This is a genomic window from Virgibacillus sp. LDC-1, assembly GCF_030137545.1.
In the GTDB taxonomy this organism is placed as follows: Bacteria; Bacillota; Bacilli; order Bacillales; family Amphibacillaceae; genus LDC-1.
On sequence record NZ_JARUVL010000001.1, the window covers coordinates 272590 to 293380 of the forward strand.

The 20791-nt window shown below is 38.7% G+C and carries 15 protein-coding genes; 12 read left to right on the forward strand and 3 right to left on the reverse strand.

Translation table 11 applies throughout. The features are described from left to right. The first annotated feature begins 1 nt into the window (after position 1). The 4 genes from QBK89_RS01225 (at position 2) to QBK89_RS01240 (ending at position 5433) form a co-directional block, all read left to right on the forward strand. Positions 2–1300, forward strand: a complete 1299-nt coding sequence (locus tag QBK89_RS01225; RefSeq protein ID WP_284139182.1) for an amidohydrolase — start codon at positions 2–4, stop codon at positions 1298–1300. Next, the gene (locus QBK89_RS01230; RefSeq protein ID WP_284139183.1) at positions 1293–2549 is read left to right on the forward strand and encodes a M20 family metallo-hydrolase; all 1257 of its coding nucleotides are present in this window, start codon (positions 1293–1295) and stop codon (positions 2547–2549) included. The genes QBK89_RS01225 and QBK89_RS01230 overlap by 8 nt, the downstream gene beginning before the upstream one ends. Continuing rightward, positions 2539–3846 (forward strand): hypothetical protein, encoded by a 1308-nt coding sequence (locus QBK89_RS01235; protein WP_284139184.1) that lies wholly within the window; start codon positions 2539–2541, stop codon positions 3844–3846. The genes QBK89_RS01230 and QBK89_RS01235 overlap by 11 nt, the downstream gene beginning before the upstream one ends. A 63-nt stretch (positions 3847–3909) precedes the next feature. Next, positions 3910–5433, forward strand: coding sequence for an AbgT family transporter (locus QBK89_RS01240; protein ID WP_284139185.1), 1524 nt, complete (start codon positions 3910–3912; stop codon positions 5431–5433). A 90-nt stretch (positions 5434–5523) separates the two neighbouring features. Here QBK89_RS01240 and QBK89_RS01245 read toward each other — a convergent pair whose 3' ends face one another. Continuing rightward, complete coding sequence (locus QBK89_RS01245; RefSeq protein ID WP_284139186.1) at positions 5524–6390, reverse strand: alpha/beta hydrolase; 867 nt, start codon at positions 6388–6390, stop codon at positions 5524–5526. 225 nt (positions 6391–6615) lie between these two features. On the opposite strand from QBK89_RS01245, the gene fdrA reads away from it, so the two are divergent. The 7 genes from fdrA to QBK89_RS01280 all read left to right on the forward strand — a co-directional run bounded on the left by fdrA (position 6616) and on the right by QBK89_RS01280 (position 16743). Further along, a complete protein-coding gene (gene fdrA / locus QBK89_RS01250; RefSeq protein ID WP_284139187.1) occupies positions 6616–8364 on the forward strand; it encodes an acyl-CoA synthetase FdrA in 1749 nt (582 codons plus the stop codon). 63 nt (positions 8365–8427) lie between these two features. Continuing rightward, positions 8428–9690 carry a YlbE family protein gene (locus tag QBK89_RS01255; RefSeq protein WP_284139188.1) on the forward strand — a complete coding sequence of 421 codons (1263 nt, stop codon included), beginning with the start codon at positions 8428–8430 and terminating at the stop codon, positions 9688–9690. Between the two features lie 260 nt (positions 9691–9950). Next, positions 9951–10889, forward strand: a complete 939-nt coding sequence (gene arcC, locus QBK89_RS01260; protein ID WP_284139189.1) for a carbamate kinase — start codon at positions 9951–9953, stop codon at positions 10887–10889. Between the two features lie 211 nt (positions 10890–11100). Next, on the forward strand, positions 11101–13719 hold the full coding sequence (locus tag QBK89_RS01265; RefSeq protein WP_284139190.1) for a sensor histidine kinase: 2619 nt from the start codon (positions 11101–11103) through the stop codon (positions 13717–13719). A gap of 1 nt (position 13720) precedes the next feature. Continuing rightward, on the forward strand, positions 13721–14443 hold the full coding sequence (locus QBK89_RS01270) for a response regulator transcription factor (RefSeq protein WP_284139191.1): 723 nt from the start codon (positions 13721–13723) through the stop codon (positions 14441–14443). A gap of 252 nt (positions 14444–14695) precedes the next feature. Continuing rightward, on the forward strand, positions 14696–15175 hold the full coding sequence (locus tag QBK89_RS01275; protein ID WP_284139192.1) for a DinB family protein: 480 nt from the start codon (positions 14696–14698) through the stop codon (positions 15173–15175). Between the two features lie 239 nt (positions 15176–15414). After that, on the forward strand, positions 15415–16743 hold the full coding sequence (locus QBK89_RS01280; protein WP_284139193.1) for a uracil/xanthine transporter: 1329 nt from the start codon (positions 15415–15417) through the stop codon (positions 16741–16743). A 76-nt stretch (positions 16744–16819) separates the two neighbouring features. On the opposite strand, the gene QBK89_RS01285 is transcribed toward QBK89_RS01280, so the two are convergent. Then, complete coding sequence (locus QBK89_RS01285) at positions 16820–18517, reverse strand: M3 family oligoendopeptidase (RefSeq protein WP_284139194.1); 1698 nt, start codon at positions 18515–18517, stop codon at positions 16820–16822. Between the two features lie 243 nt (positions 18518–18760). Here QBK89_RS01285 and QBK89_RS01290 point away from each other — a divergent pair, with 243 nt between their 5' ends. Continuing rightward, complete coding sequence (locus QBK89_RS01290; protein WP_284139195.1) at positions 18761–19042, forward strand: hypothetical protein; 282 nt, start codon at positions 18761–18763, stop codon at positions 19040–19042. Positions 19043–19137: 95 nt separating this feature from the next. Here QBK89_RS01290 and QBK89_RS01295 read toward each other — a convergent pair whose 3' ends face one another. Beyond that, positions 19138–19989, reverse strand: coding sequence for a CvfB family protein (locus tag QBK89_RS01295; protein ID WP_349774613.1), 852 nt, complete (start codon positions 19987–19989; stop codon positions 19138–19140). Positions 19990–20791 lie beyond the last annotated feature (802 nt).

The following is a 20791-nucleotide window of genomic DNA, read 5'->3' on the forward strand; positions in this document are numbered from 1 at the left end:
AATGATAACGAATTTTATTAATAAGCAAATACCGAATTTAATCGGTTGGCGCCGTTCATTTCATCAAGAGCCAGAATTAGGATTCTTAGAATATATTACAACCTATAAGCTTTATGCAGAATTAAAAAAGCAAGGCTTCTCTGTCTACGTCGGAAATGATGTGATGGATGCGACAGCTCGAAAAGGATTGCCAACAAAGGAAGCAATGGTCGCTCAAGAAAATAAGGCAAAGCAATGGGGAGTAGATGAAGATTTATTAGCCAGTATGCAACTTGGGATGACTGGAGTTGTAGCGACGTTAGACACGGGAAGAAAAGGAGACCATGTTGCATTTCGCTTTGATATCGATGCACTTCCAATTCTTGAATCTACGCTAGCCTCTCATTATCCGGTCCAGGAGAGCTTTACATCTAGATATGAAAATGTGATGCATGCCTGTGGTCATGATGGTCATATGGCGGTTGGCTTAGGAGTTGCCGCATTTATTTCTAAACATAGAGAACAGCTTAAAGGGCGTTTTACGTTGCTGTTCCAGCCAGCAGAAGAGGGCGGTAGAGGCGCAAAAGCAGTGACAGCTAAAGGCTGGCTAGATGATGTAGATTGTTTTTACAGTGGACATATCGGAATTGAATCATTACCAATTGGAACGATTGCCGCATCGACGAAGGGCTTTTTAGCTTCCAAAAAGCTGAACGTTCATTTTCAAGGAACTGCTTCCCATGCAGGGATGCATCCAGAACTCGGAAAAAATGCACTACTAGCTACAGCCACTACTGCGATGCAATTATATGGCATTGCTCGGCATGCAGCTGGTGTTACACGGATTAATGTTGGCAAAATGCATGCTGGAAGTGGGAGGAACATTATTGCGGATAGTGGATATATGGAAGTGGAAGTGCGCGGTGAAACAGAAGCAATTAGTCAATATGTTTATCAAGAGGCATTACGGATGATAGAAGGAACGGCATTGGTCCATGATGTTTCTTGGTCAATAGACGATGTAGGTGAATCAGAGGAAATCAGCTGTAGTAAGGAAACGATTCAAAATATCGTTTCGTGGTGTCAAAACGGAACATATATAAAAGAAATTTTACCGAAAGTAACTGTATCTGGGTCAGAGGATGCTAGTATCATGATGAAACGGGTACAAGCGCATGGTGGAAAAGCAACCTATATGTTATTTGGTTCTACATTAAACTATCCTCACCACCATCCTGCATTTGATTTTGAGGAAGCTGTGTTGCCGGTTGCTTTAGAGGCGTATGTGAATATTATTATGGGAGGATCTAGCAATGGATAATCTCAAGCACTGGTTAGAAGAAAAGTTAAACGCTTTAAATGGTGCGTCACCGCAAAAGCAAGTAAAGGGTTATACCCGGTTAAGCTATACAAAGGAAGAAAAAGCAGCCCATCAAGCATTTATATCTATTGCAACAGAGCTTGGATTAAAAACATCACAGGATGAAGCGGGAAATCAGTGGGCGATTTGGGAGGTAGCTGCATCATTACCGTCTATAGCCTTTGGTTCTCATTTGGATACCGTTAATCAAGGTGGAGGATATGATGGGACAGCTGGTGTGTTATGTGCGCTCGCAGCTGTTAAACAAGTAATGGATAAAAACATCCTTCCGAAAAGAAATATTGCGATTATTTGTTTTGCTTCAGAGGAATCTGCCCGATTTGGCATATCCACAATTGGAAGTAAAGCGATAACAGGAAGGTTTTCCATTGATGAATATGCGGAAATAAAGGATGTCCATGGAATCACATTGCCAGAAGCTATCAAGCAGTTTGGCTTGGATTGGGAGCGTGTACCACAAGCTGAGATACCGAGGAACAGACTGGAAAGCTTTGTAGAGCTCCATATAGAGCAAGGGATGGAATTAGAGACGAAGGAGCTTGATATTGGTATTGTTCATGGTATTGCCTGTCCAGTAAGGCTGCAAATTAAAGCAAAAGGAATGGCAAATCATACCGGAACAACCCCGATGGAAAATCGTCAGGATGCACTCGTTGCTTTAGCTCCTTTAATAGCTTATGTCGAACAGCAAGCTATGCAGCTAAATAGAACAAGTAAGCATCCAATCGTTGCAACGGTTAGTACAGTCAAGGTCACACCGAATGCCATGAATGTTATTCCTGGAAAGGTTGAGATGGGGATTGATATTCGGAGCGTTGATGATGAAAAGAAAAGAAAGCTTGCTTCGATGATTGCATCCTTTTGCAAAGAGCTTGCTAGTGAGCGAAATATATCAATAGAAGTGCATCCATTCGTTGATACCGATTCTGTCTTGCTTGATTACCATATGCAACAAGAATTATCGGATATATGTACGGAGCTCGGTCTACGCCATTGTACGATGAATAGTGGTGCAGGTCATGATGTGATGAACATGGCAGCAAAATGGCCATCTGGATTAATTTTTATTCCGTGTAAGGATGGAATTAGTCATCATCCACAGGAGTATGCTTCCATTTCTGCGCTTGCTAATGGCACACAGGTGTTAGCACGTTTTATAGAACGGGCTGGTGACAAAGATGAAAATTAATATTGGTATCGTTGGACCAGAGGATTCGGTACGCCGCATTATGTATGTGGTAAAGGAATTTAAAGATGTTCACTTTCAGCCGTTTATTTATGAAAAATTAGAGGATATGGATGCGATTTTTTTAACCTATAAAGCAACTGTCGACCAATGGCTTTTCTCTGGTGTATTAAATTATTCCTATGCTATAGATAAAAACTTGGTAACGGATGAAATCGCGACATACCCTCCATTACATGGCTCTAGTTTTTTTGGCACATTACTTGAATCACAATTAGCTGCTAACACCGTTTATCAAAAAATAGGGATTGATACGATTGCAGATGAAGAGATTGAAAAAGTACTTTCTTTTTACAATCTTAAGTCCATGAATTATATTAATTCGCCATTTAAAGGCTATCAATATGTCAATGAATTAGTAGATTTTCATAAAGAGCATTTTGAAAAGGGAAATATTGAGGTGGTTATTACTTCGATTAAATCTACTTATCTTGCATTAAAGAAAGCTGGCATACCTGTTTTTCGTGTAACACCATCTTATCTAGCAATTCGGTTAAGCATTGAGTTATTAATTGAACGTGCACAGGTGAAGCGATATCGAAATGCGCAAATGGCGGTAGTAGGCTTTAAGGTTGATTTTAATTTAGGTAAAGAGGATGATGCGCTCTACTATTCTTTTCGCATGAAGCATAATGAGCTTGATTTAAAGCGTACCTTACTTCATTTATCGGAAAAGATGAATGGATCACTCATGCAGCTTGGGGATGGATTGTTTTTCATTTTTACAACAAGAGGAGAAGTTCACCAGGAAACAGAAGCAGAGATAGTCTCTTTAATAAAGGGAATGAAGCTGCAATTAAACATTGGTATTGATGTAGCGATAGGCTATGGTGAATCTGTTTCACAAGCAGAGCAGCATGTACGTTATGGCTTCAGAAATCGCAAGCAGCATCAAAATGCTCCGATTTTAATTGTTGATGAAGACCAGAATATGACGCTTATTCATGAGGAACAAAGCCAATCAATGGCTTACCGTACTGTTGAGCTGGACCAAAAGTGGCAATCTGCTATAAAAGATAGTGGCATTAGTCCTGGGGTAGTATCAAAAATTGAAGCATATGCAACACAATACAATCGAGAAGCATTTTCATCCCAGGATATAGCGCGCTGGCTACAAAGTACTGAACGAAATGGTAGACGAATTTTAGCAGGGCTTGAAAGGGGTGGTTTAGTCGAACAGTGTGGCGAATCTCAATCTGGAGAGCGTGGTCGTCCACGAAAAATTTATCGATTTAAATAAAATCGGAGATCACTTTAACGCTTTACGTATTTTAAAAATAATGTGGAAGAAAGGATGAAATGTATGACTACACAGGAAAGTCAACAAAAGAAACCGAAGATGACTGGAATTTTAAATGGTATTGAGCGTGTCGGCAATAAATTGCCTGATCCCTTCATGCTATTTGTGTACTTGGCGGTTGCGGTAATAATTTTGTCATGGGTTATTTCGTTATTTAACGTATCATTTGTGCAACCAGGTGTGGAGGAAAAGGTTTTTATTAAGAGTCTCGTATCAGCAGAAGGGCTGCAATATATATTAACTTCCATGCTTGATAATTTTGTAGGGTTTAAGCCGTTAGGGTTAGTTCTCGCAATGATGCTTGGTATTGGACTTGCTGATAAGGTTGGATTATTAGAAACGGCAATAAAAAGCACCATTGTGAAAGCACCAAAAGCATTAGTTACGTATGCAGTTATCTTTACTGGTATTCTCGGAAATATTGCTTCTGATGCTGCGTTTGTTATTATTCCGCCGTTAGCAGCTATGGTATTTTACAATATCGGTCGCCATCCATTGGCCGGTTTAGCAGCAGGCTTTGCAGGCGTTGGTTCTGGATTTACAGCGAATTTTATGATTACTGGAACAGATGCGTTGCTTTCAGGAATATCGACAGAAGTAATGAAAACGCTCGATTCGAATATCGTCGTAACCCCTGTTGACAACTGGTATTTCATGCTTGCATCCGTTGTTGTGCTCTCTATCGTCGGGGCGCTTGTAACAGAAAAAATTGTTGAACCACGTCTCGGAAAATACACTGGGAAGGCGAACAAAACCTTTGAAGAAATAAAACCAATTGAAAAGACGGGCCTTATACGAGCAACTATTGCAGGGTTAATTTATGTTGCAGTCATTGTAGGCGTTATTCTGATACCAAACTCTCCTTTAACAAATGAGGAGGGGGGAATTGTTCCATCTCCATTTTTATCTGGAATTGTACCAATAATCCTTTTGTTCTTTATCGTTGTAGGAGTTGTTTATGGAGTCACGGTTAAAAAAATAGAGAATACGAGATCAATTGGTTTCTTAATGGGAGAAGCAATGAAGGATATGTCTGCATTTATCGTGCTTATTTTTGCAGCAGCACAATTTATTTCTTATTTTGATTGGACAAATATCGGCTCATGGATTGCAGTAAGTGGTGCAAACATGCTGGAATCAGTTGGATTTACCGGAATTGGGGTCGTCCTAGGCTTTGTTTTATTAACCGCAGTATTGAACCTATTCATCTTTAGTGGATCTGCACAATGGGCATTAGAAGCGCCGATTTTTGTTAAGATGTTTTACTTCTTGGATTATCATCCTGCCTTTATTCAGGCGGCATATCGTATTGCTGACTCATCAACAAATGTTATCACTCCGATGAACCCTTATATCATCATTGTGCTATCCTTTATGAAAGAATACGATAAAAAAGCAGGGATTGGAACGTTAATTGCGTTAATGCTTCCGTATAGCTTGTTTTTCCTTGGTACTTGGATTGTAATGCTACTCCTATTCGTTTTCTTTGGAATTCCATTTGGTCCGGGAGTAACGGTTCATTTATAATCGATTCAAGTTTAACTAGTTTGATTAATTGATAATAAAAAAGCGGATGGCTTTAACAAGGCCGTCCGCTTTTTTGTTAGGTGATTAGTTTTAAAGGGTTTCTTTTAAAAATGCAATCGTTTGTTCAATGGATTCACGTGCTTGAGGATCATCCATATTTTCATCGTAAGAATGCTTCGCCTTTGGTACAGTAATTAGCTTGCTTTGAACGCCTGCTTTTTCCAAGGCTTGCTGCATTGCAACAGACTCCTCGTAAGGCACATCATCATCCGCATCACCATGGAAAAGCAAGGTGGTTGGGAAGCTATGATCTGCTTGAAGGGCTGGGCAGTATGCTTCCCATTCTGAAGCTGAATAAGGCGATGGTGTACCGGTCACATAATCAAGCCATTTTCCTTGTTGGCGACAATAGAGATAAATAGCAAAACGGCTGGCGATGGGGCCTTCTGCTATTTCTTTACTTTGAATTAATTGCTTTGCAAGAGCTTCAGGCACAGTAGTCATTGTATTAAAATGCGCACTTGGACGTTTATACCAATCCGCTAAGATATTCCCGTAACCATAGAAGGAAACGATTGCTTTTGGCTTTACTTGAAGGGTTCCTGATAATAATGCAAGATATCCCCCCGCTGAGCTTCCGATGACTGCTATTTTCTGAGGGTCATAGTCTAAAGCAAGATGATTTGGATCCTGTAGCCATTGAAGTGCATCCTCAATGTCTTTTTTAATTTCTGGAAGCTTTGTTTCAGGTGCAAGGCGATAATCAATGGAGAAAACATGAAAGCCTGCATCATTGTATCGCTTTATTTGCTCCTTATTCATATCATCTCTTGTTCCGAAGATAAGCCCTCCACCATGAATAAACACGATTAGTGGGGCTGTTTTTTCGTTGGCAGGAAATAGATTTCCTTTTAGTTCACAATCCTGCGTTGTTTTATAAACATAGGTGTTTGACATGTCGCATCTTCACTTTCTTTTATAATTATTGTCTATTTTATCATACTCCAGAAAAGGAGGCAGATACAGTGATAAGCAGACATTTTATGTTTTTGTAATGTAAACATTTACAATTTTATTCGAATGCAATGCGCTATATCATACAATGCAATTGGATAATAGATTCCAGTTGCAATTTTTATGCGTTGGGAGAGGGAAATAATATACGGAGAAGGAGTGGAAAACGTGCTTTACACAATCATTAAAAAAAATTCTTATCAGGATTCGATTAACCTAATGCTGTTGACAAATGCAGTTTCCGCCATGGAAGGGTTAGAAAAAGTACAAATCATGATGGCTACCCCTGCGAATAAAGATATTTTTAAGGATGCTGGTTTGTATACGGATGAACTAAAAGCCGCCGAATCGAATGATATGGCAATTGTAATTGATACAAAGGATGAAAAGAAAGTAGAAGAGGTACTTGAAAAAGTAGAACAGTACTTAAAGGATCAATCGATTTCAGGAGGAAGTCAGGCGTTTGAAACTGTTCGTACATGGGATCGAGCCCAAAGCACATTGCCAAATGCCAATCTAGCCTTAATTTCTGTTCCTGGTCAGTATGCTGCTGAAGAAGCAAATAAGGCGTTAGATATGGGCCTACATGTATTTTTGTTTAGTGATAATGTTCCAATGGAGGACGAGGCTCAGCTGAAACAAAAAGCCCATGAAAAAGGCCTGCTTGTTATGGGACCAGATTGTGGGACAGGAATTCTAGATGGTATTCCGATGGCATTCGCGAATGTTGTGAAAAAAGGACGAATCGGAATTGTTGGTGCTTCTGGTACTGGGATTCAGGAAGTATCTGCCATCATAGATCGCCTTGGTGAGGGAGTTAGTCACGCGATTGGTACGGGCGGTCGTGATTTAAAGGATCCAATTGGAGCAATAACAATGATGGACGGTATTCGTGCATTGGAAAATCATAGTCAAACAGATATTATAGCAGTTATTTCGAAGCCACCAGCAAAAGAAGTTCGCAATCAAGTTGTTGATTTACTTCATCATGTGACAAAACCAGTTGTAACGATTTTCTTAGGTGAGAAGCCAGAAACGTATGAAGGGAACGTGTATCAGGCATATACGTTAGCAGAAACAGCAAAAATCGCCGTAGATATTGCACAGGGTAAGGATGTACAAGCCGATTACAATGCAGGGGATTACGAGGTTAAAGATGTTCAGCTTAAACAAGGACAAACCGCAATTAAAGGTTTATATTCTGGAGGTACACTAGCATCGGAAGCAGCTGTATTACTCTCTGATGGACTTGGTCTAGGAACAGAAATAACAAATGAAGATGGCTATGTATTAAAGCATAAAGGACATGAAGTAGTAGATTTAGGGGATGACAAATATACACAAGGAAAGCCCCATCCAATGATTGATCCCGAAACGCGAGCGAAGTTTATTCTAGAGGCAGCAAAGGATGAAAGTACAGCTGTTATTTTACTCGATTTTGTTCTTGGTTACGGGTCACACGATGATATGGCAAGTGCATTACTTCCACATATTGAATACGCAGTTTCTTTTGCAAAGGAAAATGGTCGTGAACTGTATGTTGTTGCATCTGTATGTGGTACAAGTAATGATCCCCAGGATTATGAAGGACACATCAAGCGCTTAAAGGAAAGCGGCGTTATTGTAAAAGATAATAATAACGAAGCAGTACGTACGGCATTAAGCATAGTTGGGTTAAGGGTTAATGATGTACAAAAGCAGTATAAAGCCAAGACACAACCTAGGACAACGTTTAATCTAACTGTTTCAGATGAAGTGATGAATTTAGTAACAGAGAAGCCCCGGATAATTAATGTAGGTTTAAAGAGCTTTACTGATGCGATTGTAGCAAGCAATGTGCCAGTTGTTCAATATGATTGGAGACCAATCGCAGGCGGTAATGAGAAAATGCGTAAAATTTTGAGCTTACTCAAATAAGTATAAAAGAAGAATGGTACAACAAGCATTACTACAAATAAAAACAAAAGAGGTGGCTGTAAAATGAAATATAATTCCATTGATGAAGCAAATAAGGCGGTAATTGAAAAAATTATTGGATCAGCACCATTTCTTGTTGATGTGGTTCCTGCAAAATCCAAAATTAAAGAATTAACAGAAGGAAAAGTATTGCTCCATGCTGGACCTCCCATTAAATGGGAGGATATGACGGGGCCAATGCAGGGGTCTTGTATCGGTGCATCATTGTTTGAAGGCTGGGCAAGTAACGAAGCTGATGCGGAAAAAATGCTAGCAAATGGAGAGGTTACTTTTATTCCGTGTCACCATGTGAACGCTGTTGGACCAATGGGTGGTATTACATCAGCAAATATGCCAGTTGTCGTTGTAGAAAATCGTTCAGAAGGAAATGAAGCATATTGTACAATGAATGAAGGAATTGGAAAGGTGCTTCGATTTGGAGCATATTCGGAAGAGGTCATTACGCGCCTTGCGTGGATGAAAAATGTGTTGGGACCAACGATTGCGAAAGCATTAAAGCTATCGGAGGACGGATTAAATTTAAATGTCATGATTGCTAAAGCAATTACAATGGGGGATGAATTCCACCAACGAAACATCGCAGCATCATTAATTTTTCTAAAAGAAATTAGTCCATATATTGTTCAAGTGGAGATGGATGAAAAGGATCGCAAGGATGTTATTAAGTTTTTAGCTGATACTGATCAGTTCTTCTTAAACATTATGATGGCTACTGGAAAAGCTGTCTTAGATGGTGCGCGTAAAATAGAAGAAGGAACTGTTGTTACAGCAATGACCCGTAATGGGAAGGATTTTGGTATTCGAATAAGTGGTATGGGAGATCAATGGTTTACTGCTCCAGTTAATACGCCACAAGGGCTGTTCTTTACTGGATATTCGCAGGAGGATGCAAACTCGGATATTGGTGATAGTGCGATTACTGAGGCATTCGGTGTTGGTGGAATGGCAATGATTGCCGCACCAGGTGTAACACGTTTTGTCGGTGCAGGTGGATTTCAGGATGCCTTATCTACAAGTAATGAGATGATGGAGATTTGTATCGACCAAAATAGTAATTTCACAATCCCGACATGGGACTTTCAAGGAGCATGTCTTGGAATTGATGCTCGTAAAGTAGTAGAAACAGGAATTGAGCCGGTCATTAATACAGGAATTGCACATAAGCAAGCTGGTATTGGACAAGTAGGCGCTGGTACGGTTCGCGCGCCTCGTGAATGCTTTGAGAAGGCATTGGAAGCATATGCCCAAAAGCTAGGATTAATATAAATAAGTAAACAGGGGCTGGGACAAAAGACTTCTTGTGGGAAAACTGAATAAAATACGGGAGTCTATGAATCTATTTCATAAATGATTCTCTTGAGTAGTTGAAATGGTTGAGACTCCTTTCAAGTTAGTTGACGCTGTTTCTTGGAACAAAAGGTAGCGACTCAACAGGAAACAGTCCCCACAGGAAGTTGAATTCTTCCGAGGGCTCAAGCAATAGGCGGAAAATAGCTTCTAAACATAATATACGAGGAGGAAACACATTGGGAGAAAAAGTCGTTATTGCATTAGGCGGAAATGCTATTTTACAGCCAAAACAAGCAGCAACCTATGAAAACCAATTAGAAAATGTAAATAAAAGCACAGCAATTATTGCTAGAATCGTTAAAAATGGGCATCAAGTAATCGTGACACACGGAAATGGCCCACAGGTCGGTAATATTTTACGGCAAAACGAGGAAGCGAAGGATGTCGTTCCACCATTTCCACTAGACGTTTGTAGTGCTGAATCGCAAGGGTTTATCGGCTATATGATGGATCAAACGTTGAAAAATGAATTGCATAAGCTAGGCTTATCCAATGAGGTAGTAAGTATGCTGACACAAACAGAGGTAGATCCTGATGATGCTGCATTCGATGATCCTTCAAAGCCGATTGGTGTTTTTTATTCAGAAGAAGAAGCAAGGAAACTCGCGAATGACAAAGGCTGGGTCGTTAAAGAAGATGCAGGCCGTGGATGGCGAAGAGTGGTTGCTTCTCCTTATCCTAAATCCATTCTTGGCTCAGCACTCATAAAGTCCTTAACGGATCAAGGAACGATTGTTATTGCATCTGGTGGTGGTGGAATCCCAGTTGTAAAACAGCAAGATGGAACGTACAAGGGGATTGAAGCCGTAATCGACAAGGATCGTAGTGGTTTTAAGCTGGCCGAAGAGGCACAGGCAGATGCATTGATGATTTTAACAGATGTGAGCAATGTATATATCAATTACGGAAAACCAAATGAAAAAGCATTAGGGACTATTTCATTGGAAGAAGCGAAACGATATCAACAAGAAGGACAATTTTCCGCGGGCAGTATGGGGCCTAAAATGGAAGCTGCGATTCAATTTGCAGAAATGGGTGGCCGCGCGATTATATGCTCATTAGATGAAGCGGACCTTGCGATGGAAGGAAAAGCAGGTACTCAAATTAAAGGATAAATAGATTTGCAAAATGGTATTGAATTCATGTGTGATATGAAGTTCAATACCGTTTTGTGTTAGTAAAATAAAAACCGATTAGTCGAATCATGACGGAAAAAGTCGAAAATTATAGTGAAAGTAATGGTTTTATATTTTATAATGAAAAAAGACAACATGTTCATTTCTTAACATATCCAAAACAGAGATGAATGAGGAGAGGGAGGGCATAATGGGAAAATCAAGATCCTTTAAAAAAGAACTTATATACTCATTTTTAACAATTGGCTTGTCCTCCATAATTATTCTAGGTATCTTTCAAATTTATCAATTATCATCTTTAGTGAACGAGAATAAAAATAACCAAGTTATCGTAACAGAGTTCCTCGATGACTATATTGAGAGCTATGTCCATCAGCATGAAAGAATCATAAATACGATGTCCCTTAATATTTCTTCTCTCTTTACCGAAGGAGATTTCGAAAAGATTGAGCGGAAATTAAAGGATATTAAAATGAATTATCCAGGCTTTGTAAATTTATATGTAGGGGATATTAATGGTCAATCGATTGTTTTTTATCCTGATGTTTATACAGATGGTGTTAAACGTGAGCACCTGAACTTTAGCGATCGCTCGTATTACCGTGAGCTTGTGAAAACGGAGGAGACAGTGATTTCTTCTGTTTTTCATGGAAGAGGCGGAACAGATATTTTATTAGTTACGATTGCTTCACCTATATTTGATAAAAATGGAAACATGCAAGGATATATATTAGGTGCACTCGATTTAAACGAGCTTGATAAATATGTTTCCAAACGAATTTCAGGAGAGGCAAGCTATGCAGTTGTCCTTGATCAAGAAAACAATGTCATTGCCCATCCGGAAGTAGACACACGAACAGAAATGGTAAATATGTCTAACTCCAAGATTGTTCGCTACATTGCGGCACATCAAAAATCAGGCGATAAAAGTCTAACCCTTCAGGAAGAAGGGAAGGAAGAGGAATATATTACTTATGCTAAGCTGGACGATTTAGGCTGGACGGTGTGGATTGCAAACCCGTCTGCAGTGATAACAAACTCGTTTAAAAGTGCAATCTTAACGATTTTATTGTTTATTCTTGTAACAAGCCTTGTCATGATTAGTGTAAGTTTTCTGTTGACGAACCGTTTAGAGAAAACGATTCGGAGATTGCTGGAACATATTAAGCGCTATTCACGCAGCTATAAAAAGAAAGAACCGATTAAGCTGGAAAATGAAATTCGGGGACCAAAGGAAATGAAAGAAGTGCTCTTTCATTTTAATGAAATGATGAAAGAAATTGAGTATAATCGGGAAGAATTGATGGAGCTTAATACGGAGCTAGAAAAGCGTGTGCAAGAACGAACAGCTAATTTAAGAAATAAGAATCTGGAGCTGCGAGCAGTTAATAAGCTAATCACATCGGTTTCTTCACAGCGTGACCTTGCGCATTTTATCCAGCATTGCCTGCAGAACATCGAGCAATATAAGGACTACTCGATTCACGTATTGTTTAAGGAACTTGCTGTTACGAGTACCGATATACGAACAAATCAAGAATTCGAGGAATATTTAACCCAGTGTATGTATGGAACGAAGCAGCATAAAGAACCAATCTATGTCGATTCCGCTCCAAAAGGGTTTTTAGTAGTAGATCTACTTGAGGGACAGACGATTGAAAATAATGATAAGGAATTTTTACAAACGTTTGCGCGCTCGTTAGCAATTATGCTTCAGAATAAGCTGCTATATGAAAGATACCGTAACAAGCATGCTGAATTAGAAGCAGTGTTAGAAAGTATGTTTGAAGGTATTATGCTTCTAAACACGAATAAGCAAATCGAGTATGTTAACGAATTTTTCTTAAAGGTGATTACGAAAAATGATTTTAAGCATGAAAGGCTTGAAGTTTTAGATGATGTATATCACCGATTTGCTAATATGTTTGAGGTTGATCAAGCGGAGCTAGCAGCGTTTTTTGAGGAAGAAGACGGGGAACTAAAGCTAGAATATAAACATAAAGCTGGCAAGGTTGATTTCTACATGCTCCATAAGTTTTCTGTTGTTTCAGATACGGAACGAATTGGTGAAGGGCTACTCATTCGAGATATTACAAGGGAAGAGGAAATTGATACATTAAAAAACAACTTGATTTCCCTTACTTCTCATGAATTTAAGACTCCGATCACAAATATTAGAGGAAGCGTTGAAACGTTACTTCGTTCGGATGTTGAATGGGAGCCAGCGTTTCAACAGGAGCTATTAGAAGGTGTGCATGAGGATATTGAGCGAATTCAGCATTTAGTAAATGATTGGATGGATATTTCGAAAATCGAGTCAGGTACGATGTTTGTGGAACGGAACAAGATAAGGGCAGATCATGTTATTGAAAAATCGCTGGATCTCGTGCCGAAAGTTCTTCAAGAGCAAGCTACTTTTACGTTCCAAAATAAACTAACGGATCAACTGTTCTTCTACGCGGACAAGCAACGGGTACAGCAGGTTCTAGTCAATTTATTTACGAATGCCTTGCGCTACAATGATGAACCGCATAAAAAAATTGATATTACGCTAACAAAGGAAGCGGATTCCATTGCGATTATTGTGGAGGATAATGGTATCGGTATCGAGGAAGAGCATTTAGAAAAAATCTTTAATCGGTTTTATCAGGTCGATGTTACAGCAACAAGGAGATCTGGTGGAACAGGGCTTGGACTTTCGATTTGTAAAGGGATTATGGAAGCACATGAAGGTAAAATTGAAGTGGATAGTAAGCCAGGGCAAGGAAGTAAATTTACCCTTTATTTTCCATTGGAGGATGGTGCATAACATGAAACAAAAGATATGTGTCGTTGATGATGAGGCAAAGATTCTTCGATTTATTTCTGCAAACCTTAAGTCGGTAGGTTATGAGGTTACAACAGCTGGTTCAGGTGAAGAGTTTCTTGAAAAATATGATCTTATCTCACCAGATCTGATTCTACTAGATATTATGATGCCGGGACAGGACGGCTTTTACGTATTAGAAGAACTAAGGAAGTTCTCAAACGTACCAGTTATTATGCTTACCGCCCGGAGTAATCCAAAGGATAAAGTAAATGGGTTAAATCTTGGCGCGGACGATTATTTGACGAAGCCCTTTTCATTAGATGAGCTTTTTGCAAGAGTTAATGCCGTATTGCGCAGAAGTCAACCAAGCTTGAATGATCAAGCAGGCGTACCGACAGCAACCATTCAGACAGGTGTGTTAGATATCGATATTGGAAGTAAGCGTTGCTGGATGAATGGAGAAGAACTAAAGTTAACCCAAACTGAATTTTTGATTGTTGAAAAGTTAGCTTTAAATTTGGACAAGGTTGTACAACATGAAACATTGCTTTCTGAAGTATGGGGACCACAGTATCGCGATGATGTTGAATATTTACGTGTTGCAATAGCGCGCATTCGTAGAAAAATTAAGGAACGGTTAAAGCAGGAAGAGGAATATATTATTACGTATCCAGGCTTAGGATATATGCTTCGAAGTGTAAAGCAGGGCTTATCAGTAGAGTAATATGTAAATTCGATATTTTTTAATGAAAAAGCAGCTTTGTCTCAACTGCACCCAAATTGTTAAACGCATCTAACAATTGGAGGTGCAGTTTTTTTATTTCACAAGTAACTGGTGATAATTATCCTCATGTTCCACTAACAATTAGTGGGTGATGAAAATTCTCACCGGATAAATTTATCGGAATTGCAATTATATTTTGGAATTTAAGAACAACTTTGCTATAGTTTATCTATCATTACAAGGAGGGATTTGATGAATGCAACTGAAATATTAGCTTTAAATTCTGAAGAGGTTAGAAGTCGAAGTATTAAGGTTTGGAAAGCAATCCCCACTGAAAAGTTAAATTGGAAGCCTGATGAAACGGCGCTTACTTGTGCAGAAATAATTAGACATTTACTACAAGGGGAGTTTCTTTTTCACCAGGTAATGGTAGGGAGAAGCGGTAAGGCTCTTGCAAATATAGTCAATCCTTTTGAGGGGAAAGCGTTCATCTCAGTAGATGATGAAATCGATTTTTCTATGCCATATCGCAAAGCTTTTTTAGAGTTTATTCGATTAATTCCAGTAAATGAATTAAACAGTATAGAAATAGACCTTCTTGATGAAGGTGGTTATAAGAAAAAACTTGGAGAAATGTTGTTAAGAGTTTCTTATCACGAATCCGTTCATACAGGCCAATTATTAGACTATATGCGAACAATGGGGATTGACCGTCCAAAGATATGGGATTAATGGTTTCTTACGCTGTCTTTAGTAAAGAGCTATATGGCTACGTTTTTACTTCGGTGTGAATCTACCTACTCTTAAACATTAGCTAATTCCATCGAACGGATCATATTGTTCTATGATATAATAAACTTTTTAATGCCCATAAATTGGGTGAGGGGAGTATAAATCGGGATGAAAGTGTGTATTTAAAATAGTGGAACAAAGATAAATATGGTCTTGAAGATCAAGCAAAGGTGATAAGGATGAATCGATTTTTACAATATGATATTTGGATGTCGGGCTTGCAATGGCTCTTTTTTATTTTCGCAAATATCGTCGTTATTCCAATTACGGTTGGAACAGCATTTCAATTATCAGATGAACGCGTGGCATCCATGCTGCATTTATCGTTTATTGTGACAGGAATTGCTTGTGTGATTCAGGCAATTATTGGTCATCGGCGCCCCTTACTAGAAGGACAGTCTGGTCTTTGGTGGGGAGTTATTTTAACACTGGCTTCAAGTGCAGCAGCTCAAGGAATTCCTCTACATGTCGTTGGGGGGAGCCTATCTATAGGTATTGTTATTTCTGGGTGTCTCACAATACTTATCGGCTTGTTTGGATTAGGACCAATCTTAGCTAAGCTGTTTAATTCTGCAGTGATGGGTGTTTTCATGTTTTTGTTCGGCATTCAACTCGTCGGGATTTTTATGAAGGGGATGCTTGGAATTCCCTTTGGCGATGTTTCCTTACCAGGTGAAATTGATGTAACGATCGCTCCTTTATCACTCGTTATTGTTACCATCGTAATTTTAATTAGTGTTAAAGGACCGAAAATATTGCGTAGGTATAGCTTGTTAATTGGAATGTGTGTTGGCTGGGTATTGCATGCAACGATTTTTGGTGCGGAGAAAACATCAATTGAGACGTCCTTGTTTGATATTGCAATCTTTCCATTAGGAAAACCACAGTTAGAATGGGGAATAATTATTACCGTTATTATGACTGGTTTATTAAATATCGCGAATACATTTGGCGCACTAAAAGGAACAGATCCGATGTATCAACGCACAACTACAAAAAAGGAATATCGGAATCATTTTGCAATTAATGGCGCATTTTCTACAGCTTCTGGACTGCTTGGATTAGTTCCATATGCCCCATATGTATCATCCATTGGATTTTTAAAGCAAACTGGCGATTTACGAAGATTGCCTTTTGTTTTAGGCGGCATTCTCTTTTTTATGATGGGGCTCATTCCTGCAATCGGCGACTTTTTTACAATGCTTCCATTAAGTGTAGGTAGTGCGGTGCTCTTTGTCGCTTATTTACAGCTTTTCGGTTCGTCCGTAGCCTATTTTAAAAACGTTGAATTTACGATTGTCAATGTATATCGGTCGGCTATTCCTGTTTTTGCAGGAGTAATTATTATGACGATGCCTGCTGGATATTTTAGTTCGCTTCCAGCTGTCATACGCCCATTAATTAGTAATGGGTTACTTGTAGGAATCGTGCTGTCACTTTTATTAGAAAATCTAGTTGATTGGGATCGTGCAGGTATAATTAAAAAAGAATCTTCCAGAAATAATTAATTTTTATTTATGCGAAATAAAAAGCTAGGACAAGTAGAAACCTTTGTCCTAGCTTTGTTAATGTTAGAAGTATGGATTATAATGCTTGATCATCGACAGCATTTAACCAGTTTTCAATCGTTTGAACGATTGATTCTACCGTTCCTTCTTCAAACGGAGATTGTAGATGTGCTGCTTCAACCAATCCAAGGAAGGATTTTGAACCACCTAACTTGCAAAGGTTTACGTAATCCTCCCAAGCTTTATCATGGTCTTCCAGGGATCGCTTCCAGAATTGAAAGGCACAGATTTGTGCAAGCGTATAATCAATATAGTAGAATGGAATTTCGTAAATATGTGCTTGACGCTGCCACAATCCCCCAGCTTCTAAATAAGACTGTCCATCATAATCCCGATGGGGAAGGTAAATAGTTTCTAGCTTTTTCCAAGCTGCTTTTCGTTCATCAGGTGTCCATTCAGGATTTTCGTAAATAAGGTGTTGAAATTCATCTACTGCAACACCATATGGTAAGAACTCTAGTCCACTTGCTAAATGAGAGAACTTGTATTTTTCTGTGTCTTCTTTAAAGAAATTTTCCATCCATGGCCATGTGAAAAATTCCATACTCATCGAATGAATTTCTGCGGATTCACTTGTTGGCCATAAATATTCTGGAATGCCGATGTTACGACTAGAATAAACTTGAAATGCGTGTCCAGCTTCATGTGTTAAAACATCAATATCTCCTGACGTTCCATTAAAGTTTGCGAAAATAAATGGAGATTGATAGTCTTCAATAAAGGTGCAATATCCACCAGCTTCTTTTCCTTTTTTTGCTTCTAAGTCCATTAGATTTCGGTCGAGCATATAGTGGAAAAATTCATTCGTTTCATTTGAAAGCTGTTCATACATTAATTTTCCATTGTTAATAATCCATTCTGGAGTCCCTTTTGGAGTGGCATTTCCACTTTGAAATTTAAAGTCTTCATCATAAAATTTCATGGAATCTACACCAATACGTTCTGCTTGTTTTTCGTAAAGCTTTGAAACGAGTGGAACAATAGAATCCCGTACTTGTTTGCGAAAGATAGCAACCATATTTGCATCATAGTCAATGCGCTGCATGCGAATATATCCAAGCTCGACGAAGTTTTTGAATCCTAGCTTTAATGCGATGTCATGGCGAACTTTGACAAGCTCGTCATAAATTCTGTCAAAGGTTTGGGCATTATTTTCGAAGAAAGATGCCCGTGCTTCTACTGCGCGTTTTCGAATAGCACGGTCCTTGTTTTGCGTAAATGGTCCCAGCTGTGCTAACGTATATGTTGCTCCATCGAAATCTATTTCAGCTGAAGCGACAAGCTTTGCATATTCGGATGTCAGCTTATTCTCCTTTTGCAGTAATGGAATGACTTCAGGCGAGAAGGCTTTCATTTCATATTCAGCAATTTGAAAAAGCTGGGTTCCCCATTTTTCTTCTAATTCATTACGAAACGGAGAAGCAACGAGCTGTTTATAAAATTCGGTATTCATTTGCTGTACTTCTGGAAGGATATCATTCCAATAATCCCGTTCCTTTTGATAAAAATCATCTTTTGTATTGATAGAAGCTCGAATGTAAACGAGATTGTACAATGTTGCAAGATGATTACGGAAGGTATTGATCTTCTCGATTGCTTTTGTTTGTTCTTCTGCATTGTTTGCTGTTTGAAAAGCAGTTAATAAATGTGTAAATGCAGCTTTTTCTTTTGCTAAATCTGGTCTTTCGTAGTTGTAATCTTCAAATTGTAGCATATGTATTCCTCCTTTTAATTAATTATATGGGATTGATTGCTGTCTATGTTGCTTTATATTTATCTATTATAAACGATAACGCTTCTTTAGCGGAAATTTAGAGAAGGATTTGTATCAATATAGGACATCTAGTTCTAATTCTACGATATCCATCGTGGAAACATTGACTTTCTGAATATTCGATTGTAGACTAAAATGGAGTATGCAATGGATTGATACATAATATATTTGTGGGGTGAAATAATGGTCGAATCCGTAGTTATCATTGGTGCGGTTATGACACTCGTATTGCTAGTTATCGGTTTTGCACTAGCGAAAGCAGCTTCGAAGGCAACGTACCTGCCGTATTATCCGGCATTAGTAATCTTTGGTAGCGGCTTAGTCATGGTCGTATCTGCAACCATGGTAGGGAAAATAGAAATGATGGGGGCACCACTTGGCGGCTGGGGAATTGCATTTATGTTTTCTGCTGCGATTGGTACAATCATAACTTCTATTGTTCATGTTAATGTAAAAGCTTCATAAATAAGAGAAAGAGCGATGTGTATAATAAACATCGCTCTTTTTTTCTGTATTTTCATAGCGCTATTGAAATCTCGCACTATGAATGAAGGAATGTATTACAGTAGCCAAGTACTGTCATCTCGTTGTTCGATCAATTTCTGTTTCATAAGTCTTCCAAGTGCGCGTTTAAAGGCAGCTTTACTCATTTGAAACGTTGCGCGTATATCTTCTGGATCGCTTTTATCGGTAAAAGGAATTACACCACCGTGTTCCTGCAAATGATTAAGGATGATCGCTGCATCCTCGTCCAAACTATCTTGCTTTAATGGTCGAAGGGTTACATTTAATGTGCCATCTATTTTTACATCAATAACTCGACCTTGAATTTTTTCACCTAATCTTGGTTCGGTCTTTCGTTCAGAATGGTGAATAAAGCCACGGTATCCTTCATCTGTGATGATTGCTGTTCCTTCTCGACTTGTTCGATACACATGCCCCGTAACTTGTTTGTTTAAATACTCTTCAGCTGCCCATTCGCGAATGCCATTTATGACACCTTCTGTGGCAGGAAGTGCAAGTAAGCGACCTTTTCGATCCTTGCCTAATGTAACGTAAAGCTGATCTCCGGCTTGTGGCCAAACATCTTCAAATAGTGGTAAATCATCCTTTGATACAAGAAAATCCTTCGTTGTTCCAATGGAAACAAACACACCAAGATTTTGTTTTGATTCGACTACCTCTCCCCACCCGTATTGATCTATACTAATTTCAGGTAAGCTCATTGTTGCAGTGATGTTTCCTTTTTTATCATGATAAAGAAACACTTCAACTTCTTCGCCTGTTTCAAGTGGTTTTGTTGCTTCATTATGGTGTAATAATGCTTCATCCAAATCTTTTTGTAATACATATCCATTTTCAATTAAACGATCTACCTGCATCGTTTCAATCGTCCCTATTGCTAAAACCAAAATGCTTCATCCTTCCATTTGTATGTATTGGAAAAGGGATACCCTTCCTTAAAAAGAGTACCCCTTTGATGTTAAAGTAACACAAACTTTTTCATTTTATTTAGCGCCTTTTCTAGAGGCGTATTCGTTTCGTTTTATAGGAAAGCACTGCTATATAGAGTTAAAAACGAAATTTTTCATCGGCTTGGTAACGCTCCAAGCCTATATCCGCGGTTCATCTTCCACCGGTTTTCTAACTTAAGCAACGTAAGCCCTACCTGCTCTTACGTCCTTGCGACCCTTTAGTCGCGCCAGTGTGAATAAGCATCCTTAAAAACACTGCAGAATGCCAGCAATTGTGTTACTTTAATTGCAGTACACATTATAATCTCATATTTTGGTGGTCATGTCAACTTATTTTTGTTCCTATAAATAATGATTTTTTGCATCGAAAACCGTTAAAAAGAAATTCATGTTTTTGCTCGAGCGCATTTGGGTATTAAAGTAAAAGTAAGAAGTGCTATTAAGAACGGGAGAGGATGAAAAACATGATTCGAACAATCTTAATGATTATCGGGGCTATTGTTGTTATAGGCTGGATTATTTCAATGATATAAGAACAAATAAATAAAGCAGATACCATGATAAAGGAAATACTTCCTATATGATGGTATCTGTTTTTCTATTCATGACAAGAAATGAATACTTGTAGTGCACTGAAACGAACATCAGATTGGTTGCGTAGTTATTGTGTCAATTTTGGTAAATGAATTTCGGTTAAATAGACAAAATGTATTGCTGTATATATAATAGTAACAATATT

What these genes read in the sequence shown, in the direction of transcription:
- QBK89_RS01225 (WP_284139182.1), top strand. Translation starts at nt 2, where the DNA reads ATGATAACGAATTTTATTAATAAGCAAATACCGAATTTAATCGGTTGG.
- QBK89_RS01230 (WP_284139183.1), top strand. Translation starts at nt 1,293, where the DNA reads ATGGATAATCTCAAGCACTGGTTAGAAGAAAAGTTAAACGCTTTAAAT.
- QBK89_RS01235 (WP_284139184.1), top strand. Translation starts at nt 2,539, where the DNA reads ATGAAAATTAATATTGGTATCGTTGGACCAGAGGATTCGGTACGCCGC.
- QBK89_RS01240 (WP_284139185.1), top strand. Translation starts at nt 3,910, where the DNA reads ATGACTACACAGGAAAGTCAACAAAAGAAACCGAAGATGACTGGAATT.
- QBK89_RS01245 (WP_284139186.1), bottom strand. Translation starts at nt 6,390, where the DNA reads ATGTCAAACACCTATGTTTATAAAACAACGCAGGATTGTGAACTAAAA.
- QBK89_RS01255 (WP_284139188.1), top strand. Translation starts at nt 8,428, where the DNA reads ATGAAATATAATTCCATTGATGAAGCAAATAAGGCGGTAATTGAAAAA.
- QBK89_RS01265 (WP_284139190.1), top strand. Translation starts at nt 11,101, where the DNA reads ATGGGAAAATCAAGATCCTTTAAAAAAGAACTTATATACTCATTTTTA.
- QBK89_RS01270 (WP_284139191.1), top strand. Translation starts at nt 13,721, where the DNA reads ATGAAACAAAAGATATGTGTCGTTGATGATGAGGCAAAGATTCTTCGA.
- QBK89_RS01275 (WP_284139192.1), top strand. Translation starts at nt 14,696, where the DNA reads ATGAATGCAACTGAAATATTAGCTTTAAATTCTGAAGAGGTTAGAAGT.
- QBK89_RS01280 (WP_284139193.1), top strand. Translation starts at nt 15,415, where the DNA reads ATGAATCGATTTTTACAATATGATATTTGGATGTCGGGCTTGCAATGG.
- QBK89_RS01285 (WP_284139194.1), bottom strand. Translation starts at nt 18,517, where the DNA reads ATGCTACAATTTGAAGATTACAACTACGAAAGACCAGATTTAGCAAAA.
- QBK89_RS01290 (WP_284139195.1), top strand. Translation starts at nt 18,761, where the DNA reads ATGGTCGAATCCGTAGTTATCATTGGTGCGGTTATGACACTCGTATTG.